Source organism: Delftia sp. ASV31, from assembly GCF_016428765.1.
Classification (GTDB): domain Bacteria; phylum Pseudomonadota; class Gammaproteobacteria; order Burkholderiales; family Burkholderiaceae_C; genus Comamonas; species Comamonas acidovorans.
In genome coordinates this window covers 1-23,660 of the sequence record NZ_JAELTK010000060.1, presented here as the reverse complement: position 1 = coordinate 23,660, position 23,660 = coordinate 1, and the positions used below count along the sequence as shown (strand labels likewise).

Annotated in this window: 26 protein-coding genes; 12 read left to right on the top strand and 14 right to left on the bottom strand. The window is 68.7% G+C overall.

Features of this window, described 5'->3' with window-relative positions; translation table 11 throughout:
- Positions 1 to 60: 60 nt before the first annotated feature.
- The 5 genes from JHD82_RS19990 to JHD82_RS19970 form a co-directional block, all read right to left on the bottom strand.
- A complete protein-coding gene (locus tag JHD82_RS19990; protein WP_199138333.1) occupies positions 61 to 642 on the bottom strand; it encodes an NADPH-dependent FMN reductase in 582 nt (193 codons plus the stop codon).
- Between the two features lie 4 nt (positions 643 to 646).
- Positions 647 to 1,621: a tripartite tricarboxylate transporter substrate binding protein gene (locus JHD82_RS19985; RefSeq protein WP_199138332.1), complete on the bottom strand. Its 975-nt coding sequence runs from the start codon at positions 1,619 to 1,621 to the stop codon at positions 647 to 649.
- A gap of 78 nt (positions 1,622 to 1,699) precedes the next feature.
- Positions 1,700 to 2,251, bottom strand: a complete 552-nt coding sequence (locus JHD82_RS19980; RefSeq protein ID WP_199138330.1) for a VOC family protein — start codon at positions 2,249 to 2,251, stop codon at positions 1,700 to 1,702.
- A 12-nt stretch (positions 2,252 to 2,263) separates the two neighbouring features.
- Entirely contained in the window at positions 2,264 to 2,650 is a 387-nt protein-coding gene (locus JHD82_RS19975) for an NIPSNAP family protein (protein ID WP_199138328.1), read from the bottom strand.
- 13 nt (positions 2,651 to 2,663) lie between these two features.
- A complete protein-coding gene (locus JHD82_RS19970; RefSeq protein WP_231574354.1) occupies positions 2,664 to 3,395 on the bottom strand; it encodes an SDR family NAD(P)-dependent oxidoreductase in 732 nt (243 codons plus the stop codon).
- Between the two features lie 138 nt (positions 3,396 to 3,533).
- Between JHD82_RS19970 and JHD82_RS19965 the strand changes: the two genes are divergently transcribed.
- Complete coding sequence (locus JHD82_RS19965) at positions 3,534 to 4,307, top strand: IclR family transcriptional regulator (protein ID WP_199138326.1); 774 nt, start codon at positions 3,534 to 3,536, stop codon at positions 4,305 to 4,307.
- A gap of 59 nt (positions 4,308 to 4,366) precedes the next feature.
- Here JHD82_RS19965 and gstA read toward each other — a convergent pair whose 3' ends face one another.
- Together gstA and JHD82_RS19955 are read right to left on the bottom strand one after the other, a co-directional pair.
- Positions 4,367 to 4,975: a glutathione transferase GstA gene (gene gstA, locus JHD82_RS19960; RefSeq protein WP_013799958.1), complete on the bottom strand. Its 609-nt coding sequence runs from the start codon at positions 4,973 to 4,975 to the stop codon at positions 4,367 to 4,369.
- 95 nt (positions 4,976 to 5,070) lie between these two features.
- Positions 5,071 to 5,658 (bottom strand): NADPH-dependent FMN reductase, encoded by a 588-nt coding sequence (locus tag JHD82_RS19955; RefSeq protein WP_199138324.1) that lies wholly within the window; start codon positions 5,656 to 5,658, stop codon positions 5,071 to 5,073.
- 300 nt (positions 5,659 to 5,958) lie between these two features.
- Here JHD82_RS19955 and mnmG point away from each other — a divergent pair, with 300 nt between their 5' ends.
- The 8 genes from mnmG (at position 5,959) to JHD82_RS19915 (ending at position 13,708) form a co-directional block, all read left to right on the top strand.
- Positions 5,959 to 7,938, top strand: a complete 1,980-nt coding sequence (mnmG, locus tag JHD82_RS19950; RefSeq protein WP_012201986.1) for a tRNA uridine-5-carboxymethylaminomethyl(34) synthesis enzyme MnmG — start codon at positions 5,959 to 5,961, stop codon at positions 7,936 to 7,938.
- Positions 7,935 to 8,594, top strand: a complete 660-nt coding sequence (gene rsmG, locus JHD82_RS19945; RefSeq protein WP_012201987.1) for a 16S rRNA (guanine(527)-N(7))-methyltransferase RsmG — start codon at positions 7,935 to 7,937, stop codon at positions 8,592 to 8,594. Before mnmG ends, rsmG begins: the two co-directional genes overlap by 4 nt.
- 106 nt (positions 8,595 to 8,700) lie before the next feature.
- A complete protein-coding gene (locus tag JHD82_RS19940) occupies positions 8,701 to 9,315 on the top strand; it encodes a LysE family transporter (protein WP_012201988.1) in 615 nt (204 codons plus the stop codon).
- 13 nt (positions 9,316 to 9,328) lie between these two features.
- Entirely contained in the window at positions 9,329 to 10,099 is a 771-nt protein-coding gene (locus tag JHD82_RS19935) for a ParA family protein (protein WP_034397528.1), read from the top strand.
- Between the two features lie 2 nt (positions 10,100 to 10,101).
- Positions 10,102 to 10,680 carry an alpha/beta hydrolase gene (locus tag JHD82_RS19930; RefSeq protein ID WP_071953952.1) on the top strand — a complete coding sequence of 193 codons (579 nt, stop codon included), beginning with the start codon at positions 10,102 to 10,104 and terminating at the stop codon, positions 10,678 to 10,680.
- Positions 10,681 to 10,693: 13 nt separating this feature from the next.
- On the top strand, positions 10,694 to 11,629 hold the full coding sequence (locus JHD82_RS19925) for a ParB/RepB/Spo0J family partition protein (RefSeq protein WP_012201991.1): 936 nt from the start codon (positions 10,694 to 10,696) through the stop codon (positions 11,627 to 11,629).
- A 195-nt stretch (positions 11,630 to 11,824) separates the two neighbouring features.
- Complete coding sequence (locus JHD82_RS19920; protein ID WP_012201992.1) at positions 11,825 to 12,859, top strand: peptidoglycan-binding domain-containing protein; 1,035 nt, start codon at positions 11,825 to 11,827, stop codon at positions 12,857 to 12,859.
- A gap of 24 nt (positions 12,860 to 12,883) precedes the next feature.
- Positions 12,884 to 13,708, top strand: coding sequence for a class I SAM-dependent methyltransferase (locus JHD82_RS19915; RefSeq protein ID WP_199138322.1), 825 nt, complete (start codon positions 12,884 to 12,886; stop codon positions 13,706 to 13,708).
- Between the two features lie 13 nt (positions 13,709 to 13,721).
- Here JHD82_RS19915 and JHD82_RS19910 read toward each other — a convergent pair whose 3' ends face one another.
- From JHD82_RS19910 to JHD82_RS19890, 5 genes are all read right to left on the bottom strand, one after another.
- Complete coding sequence (locus JHD82_RS19910) at positions 13,722 to 14,069, bottom strand: cytochrome c (protein ID WP_034368558.1); 348 nt, start codon at positions 14,067 to 14,069, stop codon at positions 13,722 to 13,724.
- Positions 14,070 to 14,153: 84 nt separating this feature from the next.
- Positions 14,154 to 15,407: a sulfite oxidase gene (locus JHD82_RS19905; RefSeq protein ID WP_199138320.1), complete on the bottom strand. Its 1,254-nt coding sequence runs from the start codon at positions 15,405 to 15,407 to the stop codon at positions 14,154 to 14,156.
- A 59-nt stretch (positions 15,408 to 15,466) separates the two neighbouring features.
- On the bottom strand, positions 15,467 to 16,054 hold the full coding sequence (locus JHD82_RS19900; RefSeq protein ID WP_012201996.1) for a hypothetical protein: 588 nt from the start codon (positions 16,052 to 16,054) through the stop codon (positions 15,467 to 15,469).
- Positions 16,051 to 16,620, bottom strand: a complete 570-nt coding sequence (locus JHD82_RS19895) for an RNA polymerase sigma factor (protein ID WP_199138318.1) — start codon at positions 16,618 to 16,620, stop codon at positions 16,051 to 16,053. Before JHD82_RS19895 ends, JHD82_RS19900 begins: the two co-directional genes overlap by 4 nt.
- A 71-nt stretch (positions 16,621 to 16,691) precedes the next feature.
- On the bottom strand, positions 16,692 to 17,753 hold the full coding sequence (locus JHD82_RS19890) for a helix-turn-helix domain-containing protein (RefSeq protein ID WP_199138316.1): 1,062 nt from the start codon (positions 17,751 to 17,753) through the stop codon (positions 16,692 to 16,694).
- A gap of 65 nt (positions 17,754 to 17,818) precedes the next feature.
- On the opposite strand from JHD82_RS19890, the gene JHD82_RS19885 reads away from it, so the two are divergent.
- Both JHD82_RS19885 and JHD82_RS19880 read left to right on the top strand, forming a co-directional pair.
- Positions 17,819 to 19,093: an MFS transporter gene (locus tag JHD82_RS19885; RefSeq protein WP_043783091.1), complete on the top strand. Its 1,275-nt coding sequence runs from the start codon at positions 17,819 to 17,821 to the stop codon at positions 19,091 to 19,093.
- A gap of 157 nt (positions 19,094 to 19,250) precedes the next feature.
- Entirely contained in the window at positions 19,251 to 20,540 is a 1,290-nt protein-coding gene (locus tag JHD82_RS19880) for a M20/M25/M40 family metallo-hydrolase (RefSeq protein ID WP_012202000.1), read from the top strand.
- 186 nt (positions 20,541 to 20,726) lie between these two features.
- On the opposite strand, the gene JHD82_RS19875 is transcribed toward JHD82_RS19880, so the two are convergent.
- Together JHD82_RS19875 and JHD82_RS19870 are read right to left on the bottom strand one after the other, a co-directional pair.
- The gene (locus JHD82_RS19875; RefSeq protein WP_012202001.1) at positions 20,727 to 21,728 is read right to left on the bottom strand and encodes a tripartite tricarboxylate transporter substrate binding protein; all 1,002 of its coding nucleotides are present in this window, start codon (positions 21,726 to 21,728) and stop codon (positions 20,727 to 20,729) included.
- Between the two features lie 71 nt (positions 21,729 to 21,799).
- Positions 21,800 to 23,008, bottom strand: coding sequence for a CaiB/BaiF CoA-transferase family protein (locus JHD82_RS19870; RefSeq protein ID WP_012202002.1), 1,209 nt, complete (start codon positions 23,006 to 23,008; stop codon positions 21,800 to 21,802).
- A gap of 126 nt (positions 23,009 to 23,134) precedes the next feature.
- On the opposite strand from JHD82_RS19870, the gene JHD82_RS19865 reads away from it, so the two are divergent.
- On the top strand, positions 23,135 to 23,660 hold a 526-nt coding region (locus JHD82_RS19865; protein WP_199138308.1), incomplete at its 3' end, for a LysR family transcriptional regulator.

Below are 23,660 nucleotides of genomic sequence, written 5' to 3'. Positions count from 1 at the left end.
GAAGCAAAAGCGCCACCCGTGCGGGCGGCGCGGCGTACGGCACAGATTACGCCCATGGAATCAATCGTGCAGGCCAGGGATTTGCGCGCTGTCGTGCAGGCGACGGTGCTGTGCCACGAGTCGGCCCAGCGCCTGCATCTGCGCCGTCACGAAGCTGCGCGTGGCGGTATCGGTGCACAGGCCCTGGCTGTCGAATTTCTGCGCCGCCTGGCCCACGAACACCTCGGGCCGGGCCAGCACGTCGGCTTCCATGCACTGCAATACCTTGCGCAGTTCGTACTGCATGCGCGCCCCGCCCAGCGGGCCGGGCGAGGCCGAGACTAGGGCCACGGGCTTGTGCCGAAAGGGTTGGTCGTCGCCACGCGAGATCCAGTCCAGCGCATTCTTGAACATGCCTGGAATGGAGAAGTTGTACTCGGGCGTGGCCAGCACCACGGCGTCGGCACGGCGGATGCGCTCGCGCAACTGGTGCACGGATGCGGGCATGCCCGTGGCCAGCAGGTCGGCATCCAGCGGCGGCAGCGCGCGCCAGTCGCAGACCTGCATCGTGGCCGAGGGTGGCAGGCATTCGCCCGCCAGCTCCAGCAGCAGGCGGTTCAGTGAATGGCGGCGCAGGCTGCCGCACAGGCCGATGATGTCCATGGCGTCAGGCCTGCAGCGGGATGCCGACCTGCTGGATGACGCCGCGCCAGCGCGCGATCTCGGCGCCCACCATGCCACGCATCTCCTCGGGGCTGCAGGGCGTGGCCGCGCTGCCGGCGCTGGCCAGGGTCTGGAGCAGGTCGGGCTCCTTCAGGGCCTTGTGGGTTTCGGCGGCCAGCCTTTGCACCACGTCGGCGGGCGTGCCTGCGGGCGCGGCCAGGCCCAGCCAGGAGCGCACCTCGAAGCCGGGCAGCACGGCCGAGGCCGGCGGCACCTCGGGCAGGGTGGGCCAGGCCTGGGCGCTGGTGACGGCCAGGGCGCGCAGCCGGCCCGACTTGATGTGCGGCATGGCCACGGTCAGCGTGTCGCTGAGCACGTCCACATCGCCCGCTATCACGGCCTGCACGGGTGCGCCGCCGCCCCGGTAGGGCACGTGCAGCAGCTGTACCTTGGCCGTGGAGCCCAGCAGCTCGCCGGCCATGTGCTGGGTGGAGCCCACGCCCACCGAGGTGAAGGTGATGCGGCCCGGCTCCTTGCGGGCCATGGCCAGCAGATCGGCCAGGGTCCTGGCGGGATGCTCGGCGCGCACGGCCACCACGAAGGGAAAGGACGAGACGGTGGAGACAAAGGCGAAGTCCTTGACCGCGTCGTAGGGCAGCGATTTGCGCAGCGCGGCCGACACGGTGTGCGCGCCCGTGAGCATGACCAGGCTGTAGCCGTCCGGCACCGCCTTGGCCACGAAGTTGCTGGCAATGGAGCCGCCCGCGCCGCTCTTGATCTCCACCACCACGGGCTGTCTGAGCGATTCCTGCAGCTTCTGGGCCACGAGCCGGGCCACCGCGTCGGCATTGCCGCCCGCGCCAAAGCCGTGGATCAATTGAATGGGCCGGTTGGGAAAACCGCCCTGAGCCCGGGCCGTGGACAGGGCGAGTGAGGCGGCGCCTGCAAGCAGGGCCGTGCGTCGGGTGATGGCAGTCATGTCATGTCTCCTTTTTTTGTATTGCGCGCTGCGGACGTGTCCAGTGGCTTGGCTTGGCTTGCCTGGCTGGTGTTGCGGCTAGCAGTCCGCGCGTGCGTAGCCGGTCTGGGCGCCGTAGAGCTTTTCGCGCTGCGACCAGTCGCGGGTCTCGTTCCACAGGGCCAGCACCTGCATGGCCTCCTGCTCGAAGACCTGGTGGCGCGCCGCGTCGGCCGTGCGCGCGGTCAGCTCCAGGCGGTGGCCCGAAGGGTCGAAGAAATAGATGGAGGTGATGAAGTCGTCGTGGTTGGTGGGGCCCACCACGTCAATGCCCCTGTCCAGCAGGTCCTGCCGGGCGCGCAGCACGGTGTCCACGTCGGCGACCTCGAAGGCGAAGTGCTGTATCCAGCCCGGCGACTCCATGTCCTTCATCTGGCCCGGGTCCCGGGGGCACTCGAAGAAGGCGATGGAGCTGCCGTCCTCCATCTCGAAAAAGATGTGGATGTGCGGGCTGTACTGGCCCGTGGAAGGAACATGGTCCTCGCCCATGGCGTGGGTGAAGCGCAGGCCCAGCACCTCGGTATAGAAGCGCACGGTCTCGGCCGCGTCCTTGCAGCGGTAGGCGGCGTGGTGAAGCTTTTTGCACAGCATGGATGTCTCCTGTCAGTCGGTGGAAAGGGGGCCGGAAGCGGAGGCGGGGCCTGTGGCGCCGTGGAGCGGCTCCTGGCAGCCGCTCCACTGGGGCTGGAAGAAGGGGGCCGGGACCAGGAACTTCGATTCCTGGCTTTGCAGCAGCGGCAGCATGCGCGCCACATAGGCCTGCCAGCGTGGCTCGGCCAGCAGGCGCGCGCGGCGTTCGGCGCGCTCGTTCAGGTCCGTATAGGCCCACAGGTGGACGATCTGGTTGAGCGGCCCCGAGTCGCTGGTGTAGTAGCCGACCATGCGGCCCAGAATGCGCTGCTGCAGCTCCAGGCCCTCTGCCTGGTAGAGCGCCAGGTAGTCCCGCCATTTGCCGGGGTGGGCGGTGTAGGTGCGTTGTTCGACGAGCATGACGTGCCTTCTTTCAACCGAGGCTGTGGCCGCCGTCGATCACGATGCGCGTGCCCGTGGCCGTGCGCAGATGCGTGGCGCAGGCAAGGATGGCCTGCGCCACATCGCCGGGCTCGACCACGCGCCCCAGCGGCGTGTGCGCGGCCTTTTTCTCCAGCTCCTGGCGGCTGCGGCCCCCCACGAAACCCGTGTCCACGGCGGCGGGCGAGACGCAGAGAAAGCGCACTGGGCCGAAGGCGCGGGCCATGGACACCGTCAGCGTGTCCAGCGCGGCCTTGGCGGCGCAATAGGCCATGTTGCTGCCCAGGCCCGTGAAGGCGGAGACCGAGGACACGTTGACCACGGCGGCATCCTGCGAGGCGCGCAGCAGCGGCAGCAGGGCCCGCGTCACGGCATAGGTGCCGCCCACGTTGGCGCACAGGATGCGGTTGAACAGAGCGGGCTCCAGTGCATCGATCTGCGCGTGCGCGATGCGCTCGGTGAAGCCCGCGCAGTTGACCAGCAGGTCCACCCGGCCCAGGTGCTGCTGCAGCCACTGGGCGGCGGTGGCGTGGCTGGCCTCGTCTTGCAGCGACAGCTGCAGCGTGTGGTGGCTGCCCGGCAGTTCCTCGCGCAGCGCCTGGGCGCGGTCGCGGCCCTGGTGGTAGCCGATCACGACGGTGGCGCCCTCGCGGGCCAGGGCCCGCGCCGTGGCGGCGCCTATGCCGCTGCTGGCGCCGGTGACGACGGCGATTCTGTCTTGCAATGGCGGATGGGAGAGTTGCATCATTCGGAAATCCGTGGCGCCCGGCCTTGCCGTGCCCTGGCCGGGCCGTGGTTGATCGGCCATTCCGATTGTTTTCAAATCGCCCGGCGGCGCCACTCAGTTGTCCGATAAACGAACATGACCTCATCGTCCGATGCCGGCTCCCTCAAGCGGGGCGTGGCCTTTCTCAAGCTGCTGGCGACCGGGGGCGCGCGCGGTTGCCCGCTCAGCGAACTGGCCGAAAAATCCGGCGTGCCCCACCCTTCGGCCCACCGCATCCTCAAGCAGCTGATTGCCGAGCGCCTGGTGGTGCACGACGCCCAGACCCACCGCTACCGGCTGGGGCCGCTGGCCTTCGAGCTGGGCCTGGCCGGGTCGATGCTGCACGACATACGCGACCTGTGCGAGCCGGCCATGGCGGCGCTGGCACGTGAAACCGAGGACACGGCCTACCTGGTGGTGCGCAGCGGATTCGAGGCCGTGTGCCTGCACCGGCTCGAAGGCGACTTCCCCATACGCACGCTGGTGCTGCAGGTCGGCAGCCGGCGCCCGCTGGGCGTGGGCGCCGGGGGGCTGGCCGTGCTGGCCGCCATTGCGCCCGAGGAGCGCGAGGCCATCATCGAGCGCGTGGCGCCCGCCCTGCCGGCCTTTGGCAAGCTCACCGATGCGGGGCTGCGCCTGGCCTGCGAGGAAACGGCCCGCGCAGGCGTGGCCGTGATACAGAACCGCGTGAGCCTGGGCGTGACGGCCGTGGGCGCGCATTTTTGCGACAGCATGGGCCAGGCCATGGGGGCGGTCAGCGTGGCCGCGCTGACCCAGCGCATGACGGCGGCGCGCGTGCGGCGCATCGCCCAGCAGGTGCGCGCTGCGGCGGCCCAGATAGAGCTGCGCATCCGCACGCGCAAAAGATAAGGGCCGGCTGGTTCACACCAGCCGGCCCCTTGTGCCGCCGAGACCGGGCTCGGCGCTGCTTACTTGAGCAGGCCTTCGGCCTTCATCGCGGCCTGCACGGCAGGGCGGGCCAGCACGCGCTCGCGGTAGGCCAGGAGGTTGGTCAGCTCGGAGATGTCCACTCCCACGAACTGGGCCCAGCCCGTCACGGTGAACAGGTAGGCGTCGGCCACGGTGAACTGCTCGCCCATCAGGTAGTCGCGGCCATTGAGCTCGCCGTCCACCCACTTGAGGCGGTCCAGCACGCGCTGGCGCACCACGGGCTTGTAGTCGTCGGGCGTGGCGGGGTTGAACAGGGGGCCGAAGCCCTTGTGCAGCTCGGTGCCGATGAAGTTCAACCACTCCTGAAGGTGGTAGCGGGCCATGGTGCCGTTGGCCGGTGCCAGCTTCTTCTCGGGGACCAGATCGGCCAGGTACTGGACGATGGCCGGGCCTTCATGCAGCGTGTCGCCGTCGTCGAGCACGAGGAAGGGAACATAGCCCAGCGGGTTGATGCCGTAGTAGTCCGTGCCGTCCTGCAGCTTGTGCGTCTTGGTGCTGGCCAGGACCGGCTCGTAGGCCAGGCCTGCCTCGTGCAGGACGATGTGGGGAGACAGAGAGCAGGCGCCAGGGCTGTAGTAGAGCTTCATGGTGGATGGCTTCCGATCAGGGTAAGAAAGACAAGCGCCCATGCTAACCCCATGTGCAGGGGCTGCGCATGATGGGACCGCGCTGGCGGCAGGGTTCAGGCCGACAGGCGCTGTGCAGCCCAGAGCACCTGTTCCAGCACGGCCTTCATGCCCAGCTGGTCCTGGGGCCGCTGCAGGCGGCCGGCCTCGTCAAAGGCCTGGCCTGCCTGTCCTACGGCGTGGCTCACGGGGGCCAGCCAGCACTGCAGGTTCAGCAGCAGCGGCGCCAGGTGCGACTGGGCGCGCAGGCCGCCCAGGCCGCCGGGCGAGGCGCTGGCCATGCCCACGACCTTGCCGCGAAAGGGCAGGGTGCCATCGGACCAGACCGGATCACCGGCCACGGGGCTGGAAGCCCAGTCGATGGCGTTCTTGAGCAGGGCAGGGTAGCTGCCGTTGTACTCGGGCGAGCAGATCAGCCAGGCCGGGTGGCTGTGCAGCGCGGCCTTGAAGCGCAGCACGTCAGGCGGCGTGCCGCTGGCCTCCAGGTCGGCGTTGTACATGGGGATGTCGAAATCCGACAGCTCCAGCAGCGTGGGCTGGGCGCCCAGTTCGCGCGCCATGCCGGCGGCGGCGGCGGCCAGGCGCCGGTTGTGCGATTGTTGGCGGGTACTGCCCGCGAAGATGAGGATCTGCATGGCCGCCATTGCATCACAGGCCCTGCACATGTTTCTTGCAAGCGGGCCGCCCTGCAGGCGGCGGCGCGCAGCATCCTGCGGTGCACACGTGTTCGCCGCACTGTTTCACGTGGAACACCGGCGCAGTGCCGGCCCGGTGTCGGGGCCGGCCGACCCCTTGCAAGGCACTGGTGCGGCAAAGGTGGGAAAATCGCGGGTTCCCCGCTGGGTTCCCCTCGCTACATGAACGAGGGCCGCCTGCCATGAGCGCCGGAGCGTGAGTGCTCCGTGTCGGGGGCTTGGGCCGGGCAGGCCCCCGGAGTGATAAGCATGTTGTACCCACAGGAATTTGATGTGATCGTGGTCGGTGGCGGCCACGCCGGCACCGAGGCCGCGCTGGCCGCTGCGCGCATGGGCTGCAGGACGCTGCTGCTGAGCCACAACATCGAGACCCTGGGCCAGATGAGCTGCAATCCCAGCATCGGCGGGATCGGCAAGGGCCATCTGGTCAAGGAAGTGGATGCGCTGGGCGGCGCGATGGCGCTGGCCACCGATATCGGCGGCATACAGTTCCGCATCCTCAACAGCTCCAAGGGCCCGGCCGTGCGTGCCACGCGCGCCCAGGCCGACCGCATTCTCTACAAGGCCGCCATCCGCGACATGCTGGAGAACCAGCCCAACCTGTGGCTGTTCCAGCAGGCGGTGGATGACCTCATGGTCGAGGGCGACCGCGTGGTGGGCGCCGTCACCCAGGTGGGCGTGCGCTTTCGCAGCCGCACCGTGGTGCTCACGGCGGGCACCTTCCTGGACGGCAAGATCCACGTGGGCCTGAACAACTACGCGGCAGGCCGCGCGGGCGATCCGCCGGCCGTCAGCCTGTCGTCGCGGCTCAAGGAGCTGCAGCTGCCCCAGGGGCGCCTGAAGACCGGCACGCCGCCGCGCCTGGATGGCCGCAGCATCGATTTCTCGCAGTGCGAGGAGCAGCCCGGCGACGGCATGCCCGGTGGTGTCAACGAAGGCGTGCTGCCCGTGTTCAGCTTCATCGGCAATGCGGCCATGCACCCGCGCCAGATGCCTTGCTGGATCACCCACACCAACGAGCGCACGCACGACATCATCCGCAGCGGCTTTGACCGCAGCCCCATGTTCACGGGCAAGATCGAGGGCGTTGGCCCGCGCTATTGCCCCAGCGTCGAGGACAAGATCAACCGCTTTGCCGACAAGGAAAGCCACCAGATCTTCCTGGAGCCCGAAGGCCTGACCACCAACGAGTTCTATCCCAACGGCATCTCCACCAGCCTGCCCTTCGACATCCAGTACGAACTGGTGCGCAGCATGAAGGGGCTGGAGAACGCGCACATCCTGCGCCCCGGCTACGCCATCGAGTACGACTACTTCGATCCGCGCTCGCTCAAGAGCAGCTTCGAGACGCGCCAGATCCAGGGCCTGTTCTTCGCCGGCCAGATCAACGGCACGACCGGCTACGAGGAAGCGGCGGCCCAGGGCCTGTTCGCCGGCCTCAACGCCGCGCTGCAGTGCCGCGGCCAGGAAGCCTGGCTGCCGCGCCGCGACGAGGCCTACCTGGGCGTGCTGGTCGATGACCTGATCACCAAGGGCGTGACCGAGCCCTACCGCATGTTCACCAGCCGCGCCGAGTTCCGTCTGCAGCTGCGCGAGGACAACGCCGACATGCGCCTGACCGAAGCGGGCCGCGCCATGGGCTTGGTGGACGATGCGCGCTGGGATGCCTTCAGCCGCAAGCGCGATGCTGTTTCACGTGAAACAGAGCGCCTGAAGTCCACCTGGGTCAATCCGCGCATCGTCACGCCCGAGGAATCGGAGCGTGTGCTGGGCAAGTCCATCGAGCGCGAGTACAACCTGTTCGACCTGCTGCGCCGGCCGGATGTGGGCTACGGCAAGCTGATGAGCCTGAACGAGGGCCGCTATGCCTCGGCCGATGTGCAGCCCGACGTGCTGGGCGATCTCAGCGCCTCCGTGGTCGAGCAGGTGGAAATCGCGGCCAAGTACGCGGGCTACATCGACCGCCAGAAGGACGAGGTGCAGCGCGCCGCCCACTTCGAGAACCTGCGCCTGCCGGCCGAGCTGGACTACATGCAGGTGCCTGCCCTGTCCTTCGAGGTGCGCCAGTCGCTGCAAAAGCACAGGCCCGAGACGCTGGGCCAGGCATCGCGCATGTCGGGCGTGACGCCGGCGGCGATCTCGCTGCTGATGGTGCACCTGAAAAAGGGGGGCTTCCGCGGCTTTGCCCCTGATGTGACTGACGCGAAGGGCGAGGAGGCATCCGCATGAGCCAGGAACTGCGCGCTCCGCTCGAAGCCGGCCTGCAGGCGCTGGGGCTGGACCTCACCCCCGCCCAGATCGATACGCTGATGGAATTCCAGGCCCTGCTGGGCAAGTGGAACAAGGTCTACAACCTCACGGCCGTGCGTGATCCGCAGGAGATGCTGACCCATCACCTGCTCGACAGCCTGGCTGCCGTGCCGGCGCTGCAGCGCCATCTGGCACAGATGCCTGCGCGCGAAGGCCGCACCGCCATGCTGGACGTGGGCTCGGGCGGCGGCCTGCCCGGCGTGGTCTTTGCCATCTGCTGCCCGCAGATCGACGTGCACTGCGTGGACACGGTGGGCAAGAAGGCGGCCTTCATCCAGCAGGCGGCGGCCACGCTGCGCCTGCCCAACCTGCGCGGCATCCACAGCCGCGTGGAGCAGCTGACCACGCGCTATCCGCTGATCAGCTGCCGTGCCTTTGCCTCGCTGGCGGACTTCACCAGCTGGTCGCGCCAGGCGCTGGAGGAGGGCGGCACCTGGCTGGCCATGAAGGGCAAGCACCCCGACGATGAAATCGCCGCGCTGCCCGCCGACGTGCAGGTGTTTCACGTGGAACCATTGAAGGTGCCGGGCCTGGATGCCGAGCGCTGCATCCTCTGGCTGCGCGTTTGCGCCTGATTTTTTTACCGAATGGCACACTGCCGCGTTGCGGCGGGGCCATGTTCCACATGCGCTGGCCATGGCCCTCGCATAAACTCCCAGCTTTCATCGCTCAGGGGTCAGCATGTTCGGCATCTCCGATTTCAGCGCATTCGTTGTTGCCATTCTTCTGTTTTTGCTGATTCCGGGGCCGGGCAATCTGGCGCTGATCACCTCCACCGGCAAGGGCGGCATACGTGCCGGAATGGCGGCCTGCGCCGGCGTGCTGGCGGCCGACCAGGTGCTGATCTGGATGGCCGTGGCGGGCGTTGCCGCGCTGCTGGCCTCCTATCCCACGGCCTTCCATGCCGTGCAGTGGCTGGGCGCCGCCTACCTGGGCTGGCTGGGTTTCAGGATGCTCACCGCCAAGCCCGGCGACAAGCCCGTGCTGCACATCGAGCCGCGCCACTACTTTCGCCAGGCCGGCCTGATCACCCTGATGAACCCCAAGTCCATCGTGTTCTACATGGCCTTCTTCCCGCTGTTCGTGGATCCCGCAAGCCACCAGGGCCTGCTCACGTTCGCGGTGATGGCGGCCACGGTGGCCGCGCTGACCTTTCTCTATTGCCTGATCGTGGTGCTGCTGACCGCGCATCTGGCCGAGCGCATGCGCGCCAATCCTGCGGTTTCCCGGGTTCTCGAAAAGACTGCGGGCGTGTTCCTGATCGGTTTTGGCCTCAAGCTGGCCATCGCCAAATAAGCGTGTAAATACCATGGCCAAAATCTTCTGTGTCGCCAACCAAAAGGGCGGGGTCGGCAAGACCACCACCGCCGTCAACCTTGCAGCGGGCCTGGCCAAGGTCGGCCAGCGCGTGCTGATGATCGACCTTGACCCGCAGGGCAATGCCACCATGGGCTCGGGCGTGGACAAGCGTGCGCTGGAGCTGTCGGTCTATGACGTGCTGCTGGAGAACGCCAGCGTCAAGGAAGCCGCCGTGCGTTCCGATGCCGTGGGCTACGACGTGCTGGGCGCCAACCGCGAACTCAGCGGCGCCGAGATCGAGCTGGTCACCCTGGAGCGCCGCAACGATCGCCTGAAGGGCGCCCTCAAGGCGGTCGATGCCGACTACGACTTCGTGCTGGTGGACTGCCCGCCCAGCCTGTCCATGCTCACCTTGAACGGCCTGTGCGCGGCCCATGGCGTGGTCGTGCCCATGCAGTGCGAGTACTTCGCGCTCGAAGGACTGACCGACCTGGTCAACACCATCAAGCAGGTGCATGCCAACATGAACCCCGACCTGCAGATCATCGGCCTGCTGCGCGTGATGTTCGATCCGCGCACCACGCTGCAGCAGCAGGTCAGCGACCAGCTCAAGGAGCACTTCGGCGACAAGGTGTTCGACACCGTCATCCCGCGCAATGTGCGCCTGGCCGAGGCGCCCAGCTATGGCGTGCCTGGCGTGGTCTTCGATCCGGGCGCCAAGGGCAGCAAGGCCTTCATCGATTTCGCGCACGAGATGGTGCGCCGCATCAAGAAGATGTAGCCATGCAAGGTTCACATGAAGCGGCAGGGCAGGGCGTGCCGACCGGGTGGGCTGCCGAGGACGTCTGGCTGCTGCCCGGCTGGCAGAACTCGGACGCCGATCACTGGCAAAGCCGCTGGGAGCAGCGCCACGGCTACCGCCGCCTGGAGCAAAACGACTGGGACCGCCCGCTGCGCGGCGACTGGAGCGCCAGGCTGCAGGAGACGGTGCTCGACGCGCCGCGCCCCGTGGTGCTGGTGGCGCACAGCCTGGGCTGCATCCTTGTGGCCTGGTGGGCGGCGCATTCGCCGCTGGCCGCCCGCAAGGTGCGCGGCGCGCTGCTGGTGGCCCCCGGCGATACCGAGCAGCCCCAGCTGCGCGAGCAACTGCCCGGCTGGTCGCCCGTGATGATGCAGCGCCTGCCGTTTGCCTCCATCGTGGTCGGCAGCGACAACGACATTTACTGCAGCGCCCAGCGCGTGCAAGCCATGGCCGATGCCTGGGGCGCACGCTTCGTCGACGCAGGGCCTTCGGGCCATCTCAACACGGCCAGCGGGCTGGGCGACTGGGACAGCGGACACGCGCTGCTGGCATCGCTTTGACAAGGACAACACCATGGTGACCAAGAAACCCAAGGGACTGGGACGCGGGCTGGAAGCCCTGCTCGGACCCAAGGTCCACGACAAGGAAGAGGGCGGCGGCCCGGTGGCCGAGACCGGCCTGCCCAGCATCCTGCAGCTCGACGTCATGGTGCCCGGCCAGTATCAGCCGCGCACCCACATGGACGAGGGCGCGCTCTACGAGCTGGCCGAAAGCATCAAGGCCCAGGGCATCATGCAGCCCATCCTGGTGCGCCGCCTGGCCAAGGGCGACCACGCCGGCAAGTACGAAATCATCGCGGGCGAGCGGCGCTTCCGTGCGGCCCGCATCGCCGGCCTGGCCGAGGTGCCGGTGCTGGTGCGCGAGGTGCCCGACGAGGCCGCCGCCGCCATGGCGCTGATCGAGAACATCCAGCGCGAGGACCTCAACCCGCTGGAAGAGGCCCAGGGCCTGTCGCGCCTGGTCAAGGAATTCGGCCTCACGCATGAGCAGGCAGCCCAGGCCGTGGGACGCTCGCGCAGCGCGGCCACCAACATCCTGCGCCTGCTCAACCTGGCCGACCCGGTGCAGACCATGCTCATGGCCGGCGACATCGACATGGGCCATGCGCGTGCCCTGCTGTCGCTGGACCGTGCGGCCCAGATCACGGCCGGCAACCAGATCGCGGCCAAGAAGCTGTCGGTGCGCGAGGCCGAGGCCCTGGTCAAAAAGATCGGCGCCGACTTCAGCCTGGTGCGCCAGAAGTCCAAGAAGGACGGCAAGTCGCGCGACATCAAGCGCGTGGAAGAAGAGCTGTCCGACCTGCTCATGGCCGATGTCGAGGTGCGCATCAAGAAGTCCGTGCGCCGTGGCGGCAAGCTGCAGGAAATGGGCGAAGTGGCGATCCAGTTCGGATCGCTCGATGCGCTCAACGGGCTGATCGAACGTTTGCGCGGTGATGCATCGGAGTAATGGCAATAGCTGTAACCGTCTGTGATCTGTCGTTCTCCAGCAAAGCAGCGCTTTTTCGCAAGGATGAATCCCGGTATATTTGCGCGCTGTTATGCGGGGTAATTGTGTGTAATCGATGGCTGGCGACGCCGCCTGGCCGTGGACGCCCATCGCCCTGGCGCTGATTCACCTAGACCAGACCAAGAGGATTACAACGTGAAGAAGTATCTTGCCCTGACCGCCATCGCTGCCGTGGCGCTGACCGGCTGCGTGACCACCGACATGCGCATGGGCTCGCCCGAAGCCAAGACCGTGGCCACGGGTGCCGCAGGCGGTGCCAGCGCCGAGAACGCCAATACCGAGCTGGAGCGTTGCGACTCCTCGCTGGGCACCATCTCCCTGGTCGAGAACCAGACCGCGGGCTGGTACACCATCCTCACCCAGCAGTACCGCCTGCCGCCCACCTCGCAGCTGCTGCGCCTGATGATCCAGCAGTCCAACTGCTTCATCGTCGTGGAACGCGGCGCGGCCGGCATGGGCGCCATGGCGCGTGAACGCGCGCTGATGGACTCGGGCGAAATGCGCGGCGGCAGCAACCTGGGCAAGGGCCAGATGGTGGCCTCCGACTACGGCCTGTCCCCCGAAGTGATCTTCAACCAGAGCGATGCCGGCGGCATGGGCGGCGCCATCGGCGGCCGCGCAGGCGGCATCTTCGGCGCGCTGGCTGCAGCCACCAAGACGCGCGAGGCCTCGGTCATGCTGGCCCTGGTGGACAACCGTTCGGGCGTGCAGGTGTCGGCTTCCGAAGGCTCGTCTTCCAAGACCGACTGGGGCGGCATGGGCGCGCTGTTCGGCGGCTCCGCCGGCGCCTCGCTGGGCGGCTACACACGCACGGCCGAAGGCAAGGTGATCGCCGCCGCCTTCATGGACGCCTACAACCAGATGGTTCGCGCGCTGCGCAACTACAAGGCTCAGACCGTCAAGGGCCAGGGCCTGGGCGGCGGTGGACGCCTGGGCGTGGACGGCGGTGCCGCACCGTCGCAGACATCGGCTCCGGGCGCCAATGCCGCCGGCATGTCGCTGCGCGCCGCACAGCAAAAGCTCAATGCCCTGGGCTACACCGCAGGCACGCCTGACGGCTCCATGGGCAAGAACACCCAGAACGCCCTGCGCGAGTTCCAGCGCGACCAGAGCCTGCCGCAGACCGGCCGCCTCGACCGTGCCACCTCGCAAGCACTGCAGCAGCAATAAGCGGCTCCCGGCAGGAGGGCGCGCATGATGCGGCGCCTTCCCTGGCCGGCCCCGGCCCTTCTTGCCTGGGCGGGCGCCTGGCTTGTCTACGCCGCGCTGCAATCGACCCTAGGGCCGCTGGCCGCCTGGCTGGCGGCCTGTTTTTTGGGCGTGCTCGCCAGTCTGCTGGCCACGCCCTGGTGGCGGCGCCTGGCCGTGGCGGCCGGCTTTCCGCTGTCCTGCCTGATGCTGTGGGGGCCGGGCGGCCTGGCCGCCATCAGCCCCTGGCTGTGGCTGGCGGCGCTGGGCCTGCTGACCCTGGTCTATCCGCTCAACGCCTGGCGCGATGCGCCGCTGTTTCCCACGCCGACCGATGCGCTGCAAGGCCTGGCCGATGCCGCGCCGCTGCCCGATGGCGCGGCCGTGCTCGATGCCGGCTGCGGCCTGGGCGACGGCCTGCGCGCGCTGCGCGGCCAGTACCCGCAGGCGCGGCTCAACGGCATGGAGTGGAGCTGGCCCCTGCGCTGGCTGTGCGCGCTGCGCTGCCCCTGGGCCCGCGTGCGCCGTGCCGATATCTGGCTGGCCGACTGGAGCGGGTACCAGATGGTCTACCTGTTCCAGCGCCCCGAAAGCATGGGCCGTGCGGCCGTCAAGGCCGCCACGGAGCTGCCTGAGGGAGCCTGGCTGGTCAGCCTGGACTTTGCGCTGCCCGGCGTGGAGCCCTCCTGGCAGCGCCAGGGCCCGGGCCGCCACAGCCTCTGGGTCTACCGCATGCCGCTGGGTGGCTCCAGCGAGGCCGTGGTGCATGTGCCCGAGCCCGAGGAGACGCCCTACGAAAAGGCCCTGCGGGAACTGCAGGAACGCCGGTGAGGGGCCGTGCCGCCTACTTCTTCGCGCTGGCCTTGCTCACATAGAGCGACAGCGCGGCGATATCGGCCTCGCTGAGCGTGGCCTTGAATGAGGGCATGGCACCTATGCCGTCGCGCAGTGCGCGCGCCACGCGCGCGGCGTCGGGCTTGAGCTCGTCGAGCACGGGGCCGATGGCGCCCTCGGCACCCGCGTCCTTGAGCGTGTGGCACAGCGCGCAGGCGGGCGTGGCCGTGGCGAACAGCTTCTTGCCCAGGGCCATCTGGGCCGCTTCATCGGCAAAGGCGGGGGCGGACAGCAGGGCGCTGCCGAGCAAAGTGCTGCCCAGCAGGGCGGTGTGGATCAGGTGTTTCATCGTGAACATGGCAATGGGGTACGGGCCCGCCACGGTCTGGCGCCGTGTGCGGGAGGTGACGGGAAGGGGGCGTGATGAGCGCGCGGGCCGTGCTCAGGCCACGGTGACGGTCACGGCGTGGTCAGCCCAGCTGGTGTTGTTGTAGCCACTCTGGTTTTCCCCGCGCGTCTCGGGCTGGACCCGGCCGCGCGCGTCGGTGGCGCGGCTGGCCAGCACATGCGTGCCCTTGGGCAGGCGCGCCTGCAGCACGAACTGGCGCCAGGCGTACTTGCCCAGGTCGGGGCCGACCAGGCGCGCGGCCTGCCAGCTCTTGCCGCCGTCCGTGGACACCTCCACGCCCTTGACGGCGTCCATGCCGCCAAAGGCCACGCCGTGGATCTGCACCAGGCCGGCGGCCTGCCCGCCATCCTCGGGCAGGGGCGAGTTGATCCAGGACTTGACGCTCATCTCCTGCACCGAGGGCTGGCTCGGGTCGCCCTTGCTGCCGGGCGGCGAGATGCGGTAGCCGTGGGACATGATGTGGGCCTCGCTCTCGCGCGGCGTGAAGGCCAGTTGCTTGATGTACTTGATGTTGTTCACGCCGGTGTAGCCGGGCACGATCAGGCGCAGCGGCCCGCCATGGGCCAGCGGGATGGGCTCGCCGTTCATCTCCCAGGCCAGCAGCGCGTCTTCCATGGCCGACAGCGGCACCGAGCGCTCGACGATGACGCTCTTGGGGTCCAGGCCCGCGGGCAGCACCTCGCCGCCCGTGCCGGTCATGTAGAGACCGCCGTCTGACACACCGCCCAGGGCCTTGACCACCTCGCGCACGGGCACGCCGCTCCAGACCACGCAGCCGGCCGCACCCACGGTCCAGGCCGTGCCGCTGGGCTTGCTGGGAAAGAAGGCCCGGCCATTGCCCGAGCACTGCAGCACCATGGCCACGGTCTCCAGTCCCAGGGACTTGAGCTCGCGCACGCTGAGGCTGCGGGGCTGGCGCACGCCCTCCACCTGCAGCTGCCAGGCATCGCGGTCGGCCACGATGGATTCGGGTGGCGTGGGCAGGTTGTTGCGCACATAGAGCTGGTCGGTGGGCGTGATCACGCTGGTGCCGAAGGCGCCGCGCCGCGTCTCTATGGTGGTGGAGCTGTGGACGATGAGGGCATCGGCCTTCTTCCAGCCCGCGTAGCCGGGCAGGGGCTTGGCCACCGGGGCTGCCGCAGCTGCGGGTGCCTGGGCTTGGGCTTGGGCTTGGGCCAGTGCGCCCTGGTGCAGGCCGGCCAGGCCTGCGGCGGCCAGTGCGCTGGCGCTGCCGGCCAGCAGGCTGCGGCGCGCGGGGGAGGTGGGCGATGTCGGCAAGTGGTTCATGGTTGTCTCCTCGTGGTGGTTGTCATGGGGGCGTGTCATGCGGCGTCTCATGGGGCATCTCATGGGGCAGGGGTGCCCAGGGCCTTGCTGGCCACGGCCAGGGCCTGTTTCTTCTGGGCCACCAGCACCAGCGGCCGGCCTTCGCGCGAGCGAACGACCTGCCAGTGCATGTTGGCCCACCAGCCCTGGCCGTCGGCCAGGCGCTGGGGCTGGTCGAAGGCCAGCACGGTGACGATGCCGCCCTTCTCGAAGAAGGTGGTCAGGTGGTAGGCGCGCGTGCCGTCGATGTCGCAGGGCCGCATCAGCTGGGTGTAGCCGGGCAGCTTCTCGCCCGCCGGCAGGTCCATGCGGCGCGCGACCTCGGCCTCGGGCATGAAGCTGCCGCGCAGCGTGCGCTCGTAGTACTCGTGCTCGATGGCGGCGCGCACCAGCTCGGGCGGGCGCATGGCGAACACGGCGGTGGCGGCCGAGCTGCCCACCAGCAGCGCGGCGATCAGCCGGCGCACGCCGCTGCGCGCATGCCAGGGCGTGTGGCGCAGCAGATGGGCGGGCGGCTCGCCGTGCGGCCCGGGGTCGAAGGCCAGGGCCAGTTCGGCGCGTGCGCGCAGGTCGAAGGCCGATTCGTCGGTTGTGTCCGGGGCAGTCATTTCAAGCCTTGGTATCGGGTGGCGCGCAGCGGGGTGGGGCGCAGCGGGATCACGCTGGCAGTCTCTGGAGCAGGCGCCGGGGCGGCCTGCTCCAGTGCCGCCTTCAGCGCATCGCGGGCGCGTGACAGGCGCGACAGCACCGTGCCCGGCGCAATGTCCAGGGCCTCGGCCATCTGGGCCGTGGGCATGTCGTCGAAGTAATAGAGCACCAGCACCTCGCGGTGGATGGGCGCGATGCGCGCCAGCGCCTTGACCACGTCGAGCCGGTCGTCCAGCGCCGAAGGCGAGGGGGTGGGATGCTGGTCCAGCGCCTCGTCATCGCTGACCAGATGGGCCGATGGCGCAAGGTGCCGGAAGGCATGGCGGCGCATGATCTGGAACAGCCAGGCCCGCGCCATTGCGGCCTCGCGCAGCTGGTGGCGAAAGCGCCAGGCGCTGGTGAAGCAGTCCTGCACCACGTCCTCGGCCAGCGCGCGCGAGCCGGTCAGCGCCCAGGCGCTGCGCAACAGGAATCGGTAGTGCTCGCGCACCCACTGGTTGTAGCGCGACTCGGCGGTGGAGATCATGCGGCATAAGAGCACGCAGGGCGCCGCCCTATTCCATGGGCTGGCCTTAGGCAAACCCTATATCGGATCAGCTATCGCGAAGAGGCGATGGTTCCCAGTAATTCCCTGGTCGGCCGCGATACAGCGCCTGATCCGACCCTGTGGGCAGCGGAGCCGGCCTGCTGCCCGAAGAACCGTGCCGGAGGCATGCCCACCGTGCGGTGCACCATGGCGCTGAAGGCGCTGGGGCTGTAGCCCAGCTCGGCGGCGATCTGCTGTATGGGCAGGCCGCGCGCGGCCAGGCTCAGGCCATGGGCCAGCACGACTTGCTGGCGCCAGGTGGTGAAGCTGCAGCCCAGCTGCTGCTGGAACAGCCGGGCCACGGTGCGCGGGCTGGCGCCGGTGTCTGCCGCCCAGTCGGCCAGGCTCTCGTGCTGGGTGGGGTCGGCCACCACGGCCTCGCAGAGCATGCGCAGCCGCTTGTCCTGGGGCATGTTCACGCCAAGGTGGACTTCGCTGGCCCGGCGCAGTTCTTCCAGCAGCAGGGCGCTGAGATGGTGCTCGCGCTGCAGCGTGGCGGCGTCGGGAGCGGGCTGGTCATCGCTTTGCTTGGGCAGGGCCGTGATCAGCTCGCGCATCAGCGGCGAAACCTCCAGCACGCGGCAGCGTGCCCAGTCCTGCGGGTTGCAGGCCACGCCGCAGGAAGGGAGATCCGGCAGTACGGGGCCCTGGGCCGGATCGTCCTGCAGCACGTAGATGGAGACGAGATCGGCTTCCTCGACCATGGCCACGGCGTGGACCAGGCCGGGCGGAATCCACACGGCCTTGGACGGCGGTGCGATCAGCGTGCCCTGGGGGGCCGACAGGTGCAGCACGCCGTCCAGCGAGATGGCGATCTGTGCCCAGCTGTGGCTGTGCGGTATGACGCGCGTGCGTGCCGACAGGCGGTGCTGCTTGGCGCGCACGGGGCGCTGGGGCGTGGGCACGAACAGGTGCGGATGCAAGGCTTCCACCGGCTCCATCGGCCGGGCCCTGCGCGCCGACCGCAGTGCGGCTGCGGGGCAGGCGCTGGGCAGGGTGTCGGCACAAGTGTCGGCAAGGGTGTGGGCAAGGGTGTGGGCAGGGGTGCCGGGCGTGGAGACAGGCTTTGGCATGTTTGCGACAGAAGTTGGCAGACTATCGCATACAAGACGAAACGCTGCTGCCTAAGATGCGGCCCATGACCGCCTCTTCTTCTTCCATGCCGGACGCCGTGGCTCCGGACCCGCTGCGCAGCGATGTGCGCACCATCGGCCTGATCGGCCTGGCGCATGGTTCCTCGCATTTCTTCCACCTGCTGCTGCCGCCGCTGTTCCCGTGGCTGATCGCCGAGTTCGGCTACAGCTATGCCGAACTCAGCGTGATGGTGTCGCTGTTCTTCGTGGTCTCCGGCGTGGGACAGGCCATGGCCGGCTTTGCCGTGGACCGCTTCGGCGCGCGCCCCATTCTGTTTGCGGCGCTGGGCAGCTTCACCGTGGCGGGCGTGGTCGCCAGCCTGGCACAGGGCTATGGAATGCTGCTGCTGGCAGCCTTTTTCGCGGGCCTGGGCAATGCGCCCTTCCACCCGGTGGACTTCACCATCCTCAACAAGCGCGTGTCGGCCAAGCGCATCGGCCATGCGTTCTCGGTGCACGGCCTGTCGGGCAATATCGGCTGGGCGCTGGCGCCGCTGTTCATGGCGGGCATCACCACGGCCACGGGCTCGTGGCGCCTGGCCTGCCTGTGCGGCGCGGCCCTGGCCGCCGTCATCCTCACCATCATGGTGCTCAACCGCGAGGCGCTGGACGACCGTGCCGCCGATGCCCACGCCCCCGCGGCGCGCGCCGCTGCGGCCGCCGTGCCGCAGGAGCATCCCATGGCCTTCCTGAAGCTGCCCTCGGTCTGGCTGTGCTTCTCGTTCTTCTTCTGGAGCACCTGCGCGCTCAGCGCCATCCAGAGCTTTGCCAGCCCCGCCATGCAGTCCATGTACGGACTGCCGCTGAGCGTGACGGCGCTGATCGTCACGGGCTACATGCTGTGCGGCGCGGCAGGCATGCTGGCCGGCGGCTTCCTCGTGGGCCGCGTGCAGCGGCTGGAGAAGGTGATCTCCATCTGCATGCTGGGCTCGGGCGTTGCGCTGTTCCTGGTCGGCACGGGCTGGCTGCCGGCCATGGCGGCCGTGGCCGTGGCCTCCATCGCGGGCCTGGGAACGGGCCTGGCCGGCCCATCGCGCGACATGCTGATCAAGCGCGCCGCGCCGCCCGGCGCCACGGGTCGCGTCTACGGCACGGTGTATTCGGGCCTGGACCTGGGCTTTTGCCTGGCCGCGCCGGTGTTCGGCTACATGCTGGACCACGGCATGAGCCACGGCGTGTTCTACGGATCGGCCATTGCCCTGGTGCTGAGCGTGGTGTCGGCCGTGGTCGTGGGAGATGGCGTGAGCAAGAAGGGCGGCATGGCGCTGAGCGCGGGCTGATCCCGGGTCTCGCTCCCCACAAGGCCCCGCAGGCCAAGGCTTGCGGGGCCTTTGCTTTGGGCGGTGAGATGGACAAAACAGGCACGGCAATTGCGTGCGCCCTGCGCGGCGCCTGCTATCGTGCAGGCACAACTTTTTCAACACAGGAGACCTGTCCATGCGTTCCGCCTTCGCACCGCTTTCCCTCATGTTCCGCAGCGCCCCGCTGGCGCTGGCCCTTGCCATGGCCGGCCTGTCCGGCAGTGCCCTGGCTGCGCCCAAGGCCGATATCCAGGCGCTGGCGCAAAAGCACCAGCAGCCCTTGCTGGACACGCTGCGCGACCTGGTGCACATCGAGTCGGGCAGCAAGGACATGGAGGGCGTGGAGCAGATCGCCAACTACGTGGCCGGCAAGCTGCGCGAGCAGGGCGGCAAGGTCGAGATCCTGCAGCCCACCGACGTCTACCGGCTGGGCGACACGCCCGAGAAGATCGGCCCCATGGTGCATGCCGAGTTCAAGGGCAAGGGCACCAGCCGCATCATGCTGATCGCCCACATGGACACGGTCTACCTGCGCGGCATGCTCAAGGACCAGCCGTTTCGCATCGATGGCGAGCGCGCCTACGGCCTGGGCATTGCCGACGACAAGCAGGGCGTGGCCCTGATCCTGCACACCGTGGCCATGCTGCGCCAGCTGGGCTTCGACAACTACGGCACGCTGACCGTGCTGATGAACAGCGACGAGGAAATCAGCTCGCCCGGCGCGCGCAGCACCATCACGCGCATGGGCGCCGAGCAGGATGCGGTCTTCTCGTTCGAAGGCGGCGGCACCGACGGCGGCGTGCGCCTGGCCACCAGCGGCATCGGCGCGGCCTACCTCAAGGTCGAGGGCAAGGCCTCGCACGCGGGCGCCAAGCCCGAGGACGGTGTGAACGCGCTGTACGAGCTGTCGCACCAGCTGCTGCAGATGAAGGACCTGTCCAAGCCCGAGACCGGCCTCAAGCTCAACTGGACCGTGGCCAAGGCCGGCACCAACCGCAACGTCATTCCCGCCGAGGCCACGGCCCAGGCCGACGCCCGCGCGCTGCGCGTGGCCGACTTCACGGCGCTGGAGCAGGCCATGCAGGCCAAGGTGGGCCACAAGCTGCTGGACGCCAGCAAGGTGCAGCTCAAGTTCGAAGTGCGCCGCCCGCCGCTGGAGGCCAACGAGGCCTCGCGCAGCCTGGCCAAACAGGCGCAGACCATCTACAGCGATGAGCTGGGCCTGAAGATGAGCGTGATGGAAAAGGCCACGGGCGGCGGCACCGACGCGGCGTTTGCGGCGCTCAAGGCCAAGGGTGCGGTCATCGAGGGCTTTGGCCTGAGCGGCTACGGCGCGCACTCCAATGATGCGGAGTATGTGCAGCTGAACACCATCGTGCCGCGCCTGTACCTGGCCACGCGCATGATCATGGATCTGTCGAAGTAGCCCCGCGCTCCCCTGCTTCGCATGGTCCGCTGCCCCTGGCCGTGCGCCCCCGAGGGGGCCGCGTTTCGCCTTGGGGCGGCCCGGCGGTGAAACCTGGCGCACTCTGCGGATGACGGGGTCAAAAAGCAAAAAAGGGCATGCCTTGCGGCATGCCCTGAAGGCGCATCGTGGGGCGCTCTGTGTTCTTTACTGCGAAGAGATGTTCTTGTCTTTCGCGATCTTGCTCCAGCGCGTGAAGTCGGCGTTCAGGCGCGCCTTCATGGCCGCGCCGTCCTGGTAGGTGGCGATGGCGCCTGCGGCCAGCATCTTCTTTTGCAGCTCGGGCTCGGCCAGGATGAGCTTGAGCTCCTGGTTCAGGCGCTGGACCACGGCGGGAGGCGTGTTCAGCGGGGCGATCAGGCCGCCCCAGGTGTCGGCGTCGAAGCCGGGGAAGCCCTGCTCGGCCACCGACTTCACATTGGGCAGCAGCTGCTTGGCCTTTTGCGAGCTGACGGCAATGGCGCGCAGCTTGCCTGCCTGGATGTGGGGCAGGGCCGCGACCACGTCGGCGAACATCACGGCGATCTGGCCGCCGATCAGGTCGGTCACGGCCGGCGCGCTGCCGCGGTAGGGCACGTGCTGCATGTCGAAGCCGCCCAGGTCCTTGAGCTGCTCCATGGACAGGTGGCCGAAGCTGCCCGTGCCCGAGCTGGTGTAGTTCAGCGCGGGCTTGGCCTTCCTGGCATGCTCGATCAGCTGCTGCAGGTTGGTCACGTCCGGCAGCTCGCGCGGGTTGATGACGATGGCCATGGGCAGGTCATAGACCGTGGCCACGGGCAGGAAGTCCTTGCGCACGTCGTACAGGTTGTTGTTGAACAGCATGGGCGCCAGCAGCGCGGGCATGCCGAACATGGACAGCGAGTAGCCGTCGGGCTGCGACTTGATGAAGGCCGCCGTGCCCACCGAGCCCGAGGCGCCGGGGCGGTTGTCGATGACGATGGTCTGGCCCAGGCGCTCGGTCAGGCGCTGCGCGACGATGCGCGCGGCCGTGTCGGTGGGGCCGCCGGGCGGGAAGGCCACGGTCAGCTTGATCAGCTTGTCGGGCCACTGGCTCTGGGCCCGGGCGGCGGGGGCCAGTGTGGCGATGGCGGTGGCGCAGGCGGCGGAAAGGATCTGGCGGCGCGAGGCCTGGAAGGGGGTGGAAGTCATATGTCTCCTCAAGCGGGAAGGGGTGGAAGTGAGAGCCGTGGAGCGGTCTGGGCGGGAACGTCTGCGCGCTCTCAGATGATGTTTTTGGCGCGCAGTGCGGCGCGGGCCTGTTCGTCCAGGCCCAGGCGCTGCTGCAGCACCTCGTCGGTGTGTTCGCCCTGGTGCGGCGGCGGGCGGCGCACGGGCAGGCGCTGGCCGTCCAGCGCATAGGGCGGGGCCAGCACGGACTGGCTGCCGGCCTCGCTGTCCTCGAAGCGGTGCAGCAGGCCGGCGTCGGCCGTGCGCTGCGAGTTCAGGGCCTCGAACAGGCCCAGCACCTCGCCGCAGGGAATCTGCGCGGCCGTCAGGCATTCGAGCAGTTGGGCGCGCGTGAAGCGCAGCAGCTCGGCCTGCACCAGCGGCATCAGCAGCTCGCGGTTTGCCGAGCGTGCGGTATTGGTGGCAAAGCGCTCGTCGGCGGCCCACTCGGGCTTGGCGATGACGTCGGTGCAAAAGCGCTGGAACTGGCCGTTGTTGCCCACGGTGATGACCAGCGGGCCGTCGGCCGCCTCGAACACGCCGTAGGGCACGATGGACGGATGGGCGTTGCCGAACTTGGGCGGGTCGCCGGCCTTGAGCAAGGCCTCCATGCCGTAGTAGCTGGTGATCATCAGGCCGCAGTCGTACAGGGCCATCTGCACATGGCGGCCGCGCCCGCTGCGCTCGCGCTCGTAGAGCGCGGCCAGGATGGCCTGGGCCGAGTACATGCCCGTGAACATGTCCACGGCGGCCACGCCGAACTTCAGCGGGCCCTGGCCCTGCTCGCCGTTCATGGCCATGATGCCGGACTCGCCCTGCACCACCAGGTCGTAGCCGGGCCGCGTGGCCTCGGGGCCGCTGCGCGAGTAGCCCGAGATGGAGCAGTACACCAGGCGCGGGTTCAGCTGCGACAGCTGCTCGTAGCCCAGGCCCAGCTTCTCGGCGCCGCCGACCTTGAAGTTCTGTATGACCACATCGCTGTCGGCCGCCAGCTCGCGTGCGATGCGCAGGCCCTCTTCGGCCTGCAGGTCCAGCGTGACCGAGCGCTTGTTGCGGTTGGCGCTGTTGAAGTAGGAGGTGTTGCGCTGGCCCACGCGCACGCCCCAGTCGCGCGTGTCGTCGCCGCGGCCCGGGTGCTCGACCTTGACGACATCGGCGCCCAGGTCGGCCAGCGCCATGGCGCACATGGGGCCAGCCAGCACGCGCGAAAGATCCAGGACGCGCACGCCGTCCAGCGGCAGGGAAGAGGGGAGAGCACTCATGCGAAACCTTGTCGAACCACGAAAACCGCAACGGGCCAGAGCCCGGGCAGGCCCGCATTCTTCATTCGTTTATGGACTTTGACAATCGTGCTAAAAAATGGACATTGTGTGTACTGAGGTTTGACAATGGATCTGGGCGGACTGTCCCTGCTGGTGGACATCATCGAAGCCGGCAACCTGAGCCGCGCCGCCGTGCGCCTGGGCATGAGCCGCGCCAACGTCAGCCACCGGCTCAACCAGTTCGAGCGCCAGATCGGCCAGCAGCTGCTGCGCCGCACCACGCGCCAGGTCGAGCCCACCGAGCTGGGCCTGCGCCTGTATGCCCATGGACGAGCGATACGCCAGGAAGCCATGGCGGCGGACGAGTCGGTGGACAGCCTGGGCCAGAGCCTGCAGGGCACCGTGCGGCTGAGCGTGCCCAGCGGCTACGGCCAGCTGCAGATGTCGGGCTGGCTGACGGAGTTCATGCGCATGCACCCGGGCATCACGCTGGAGGTGATCTTCGACAACGACATCGAGGACCTGATGCAGGGCGCGGTGGACTTCGCCGTGCGCGTGATGACCGAGCCGCCCGAAAGCCTGGTGGCCTGCAAGCTCGGTGACGTGCTCTACGAGGCCTGCGCCACGCCGCAGTTTCTGGCTGCGCATGGCC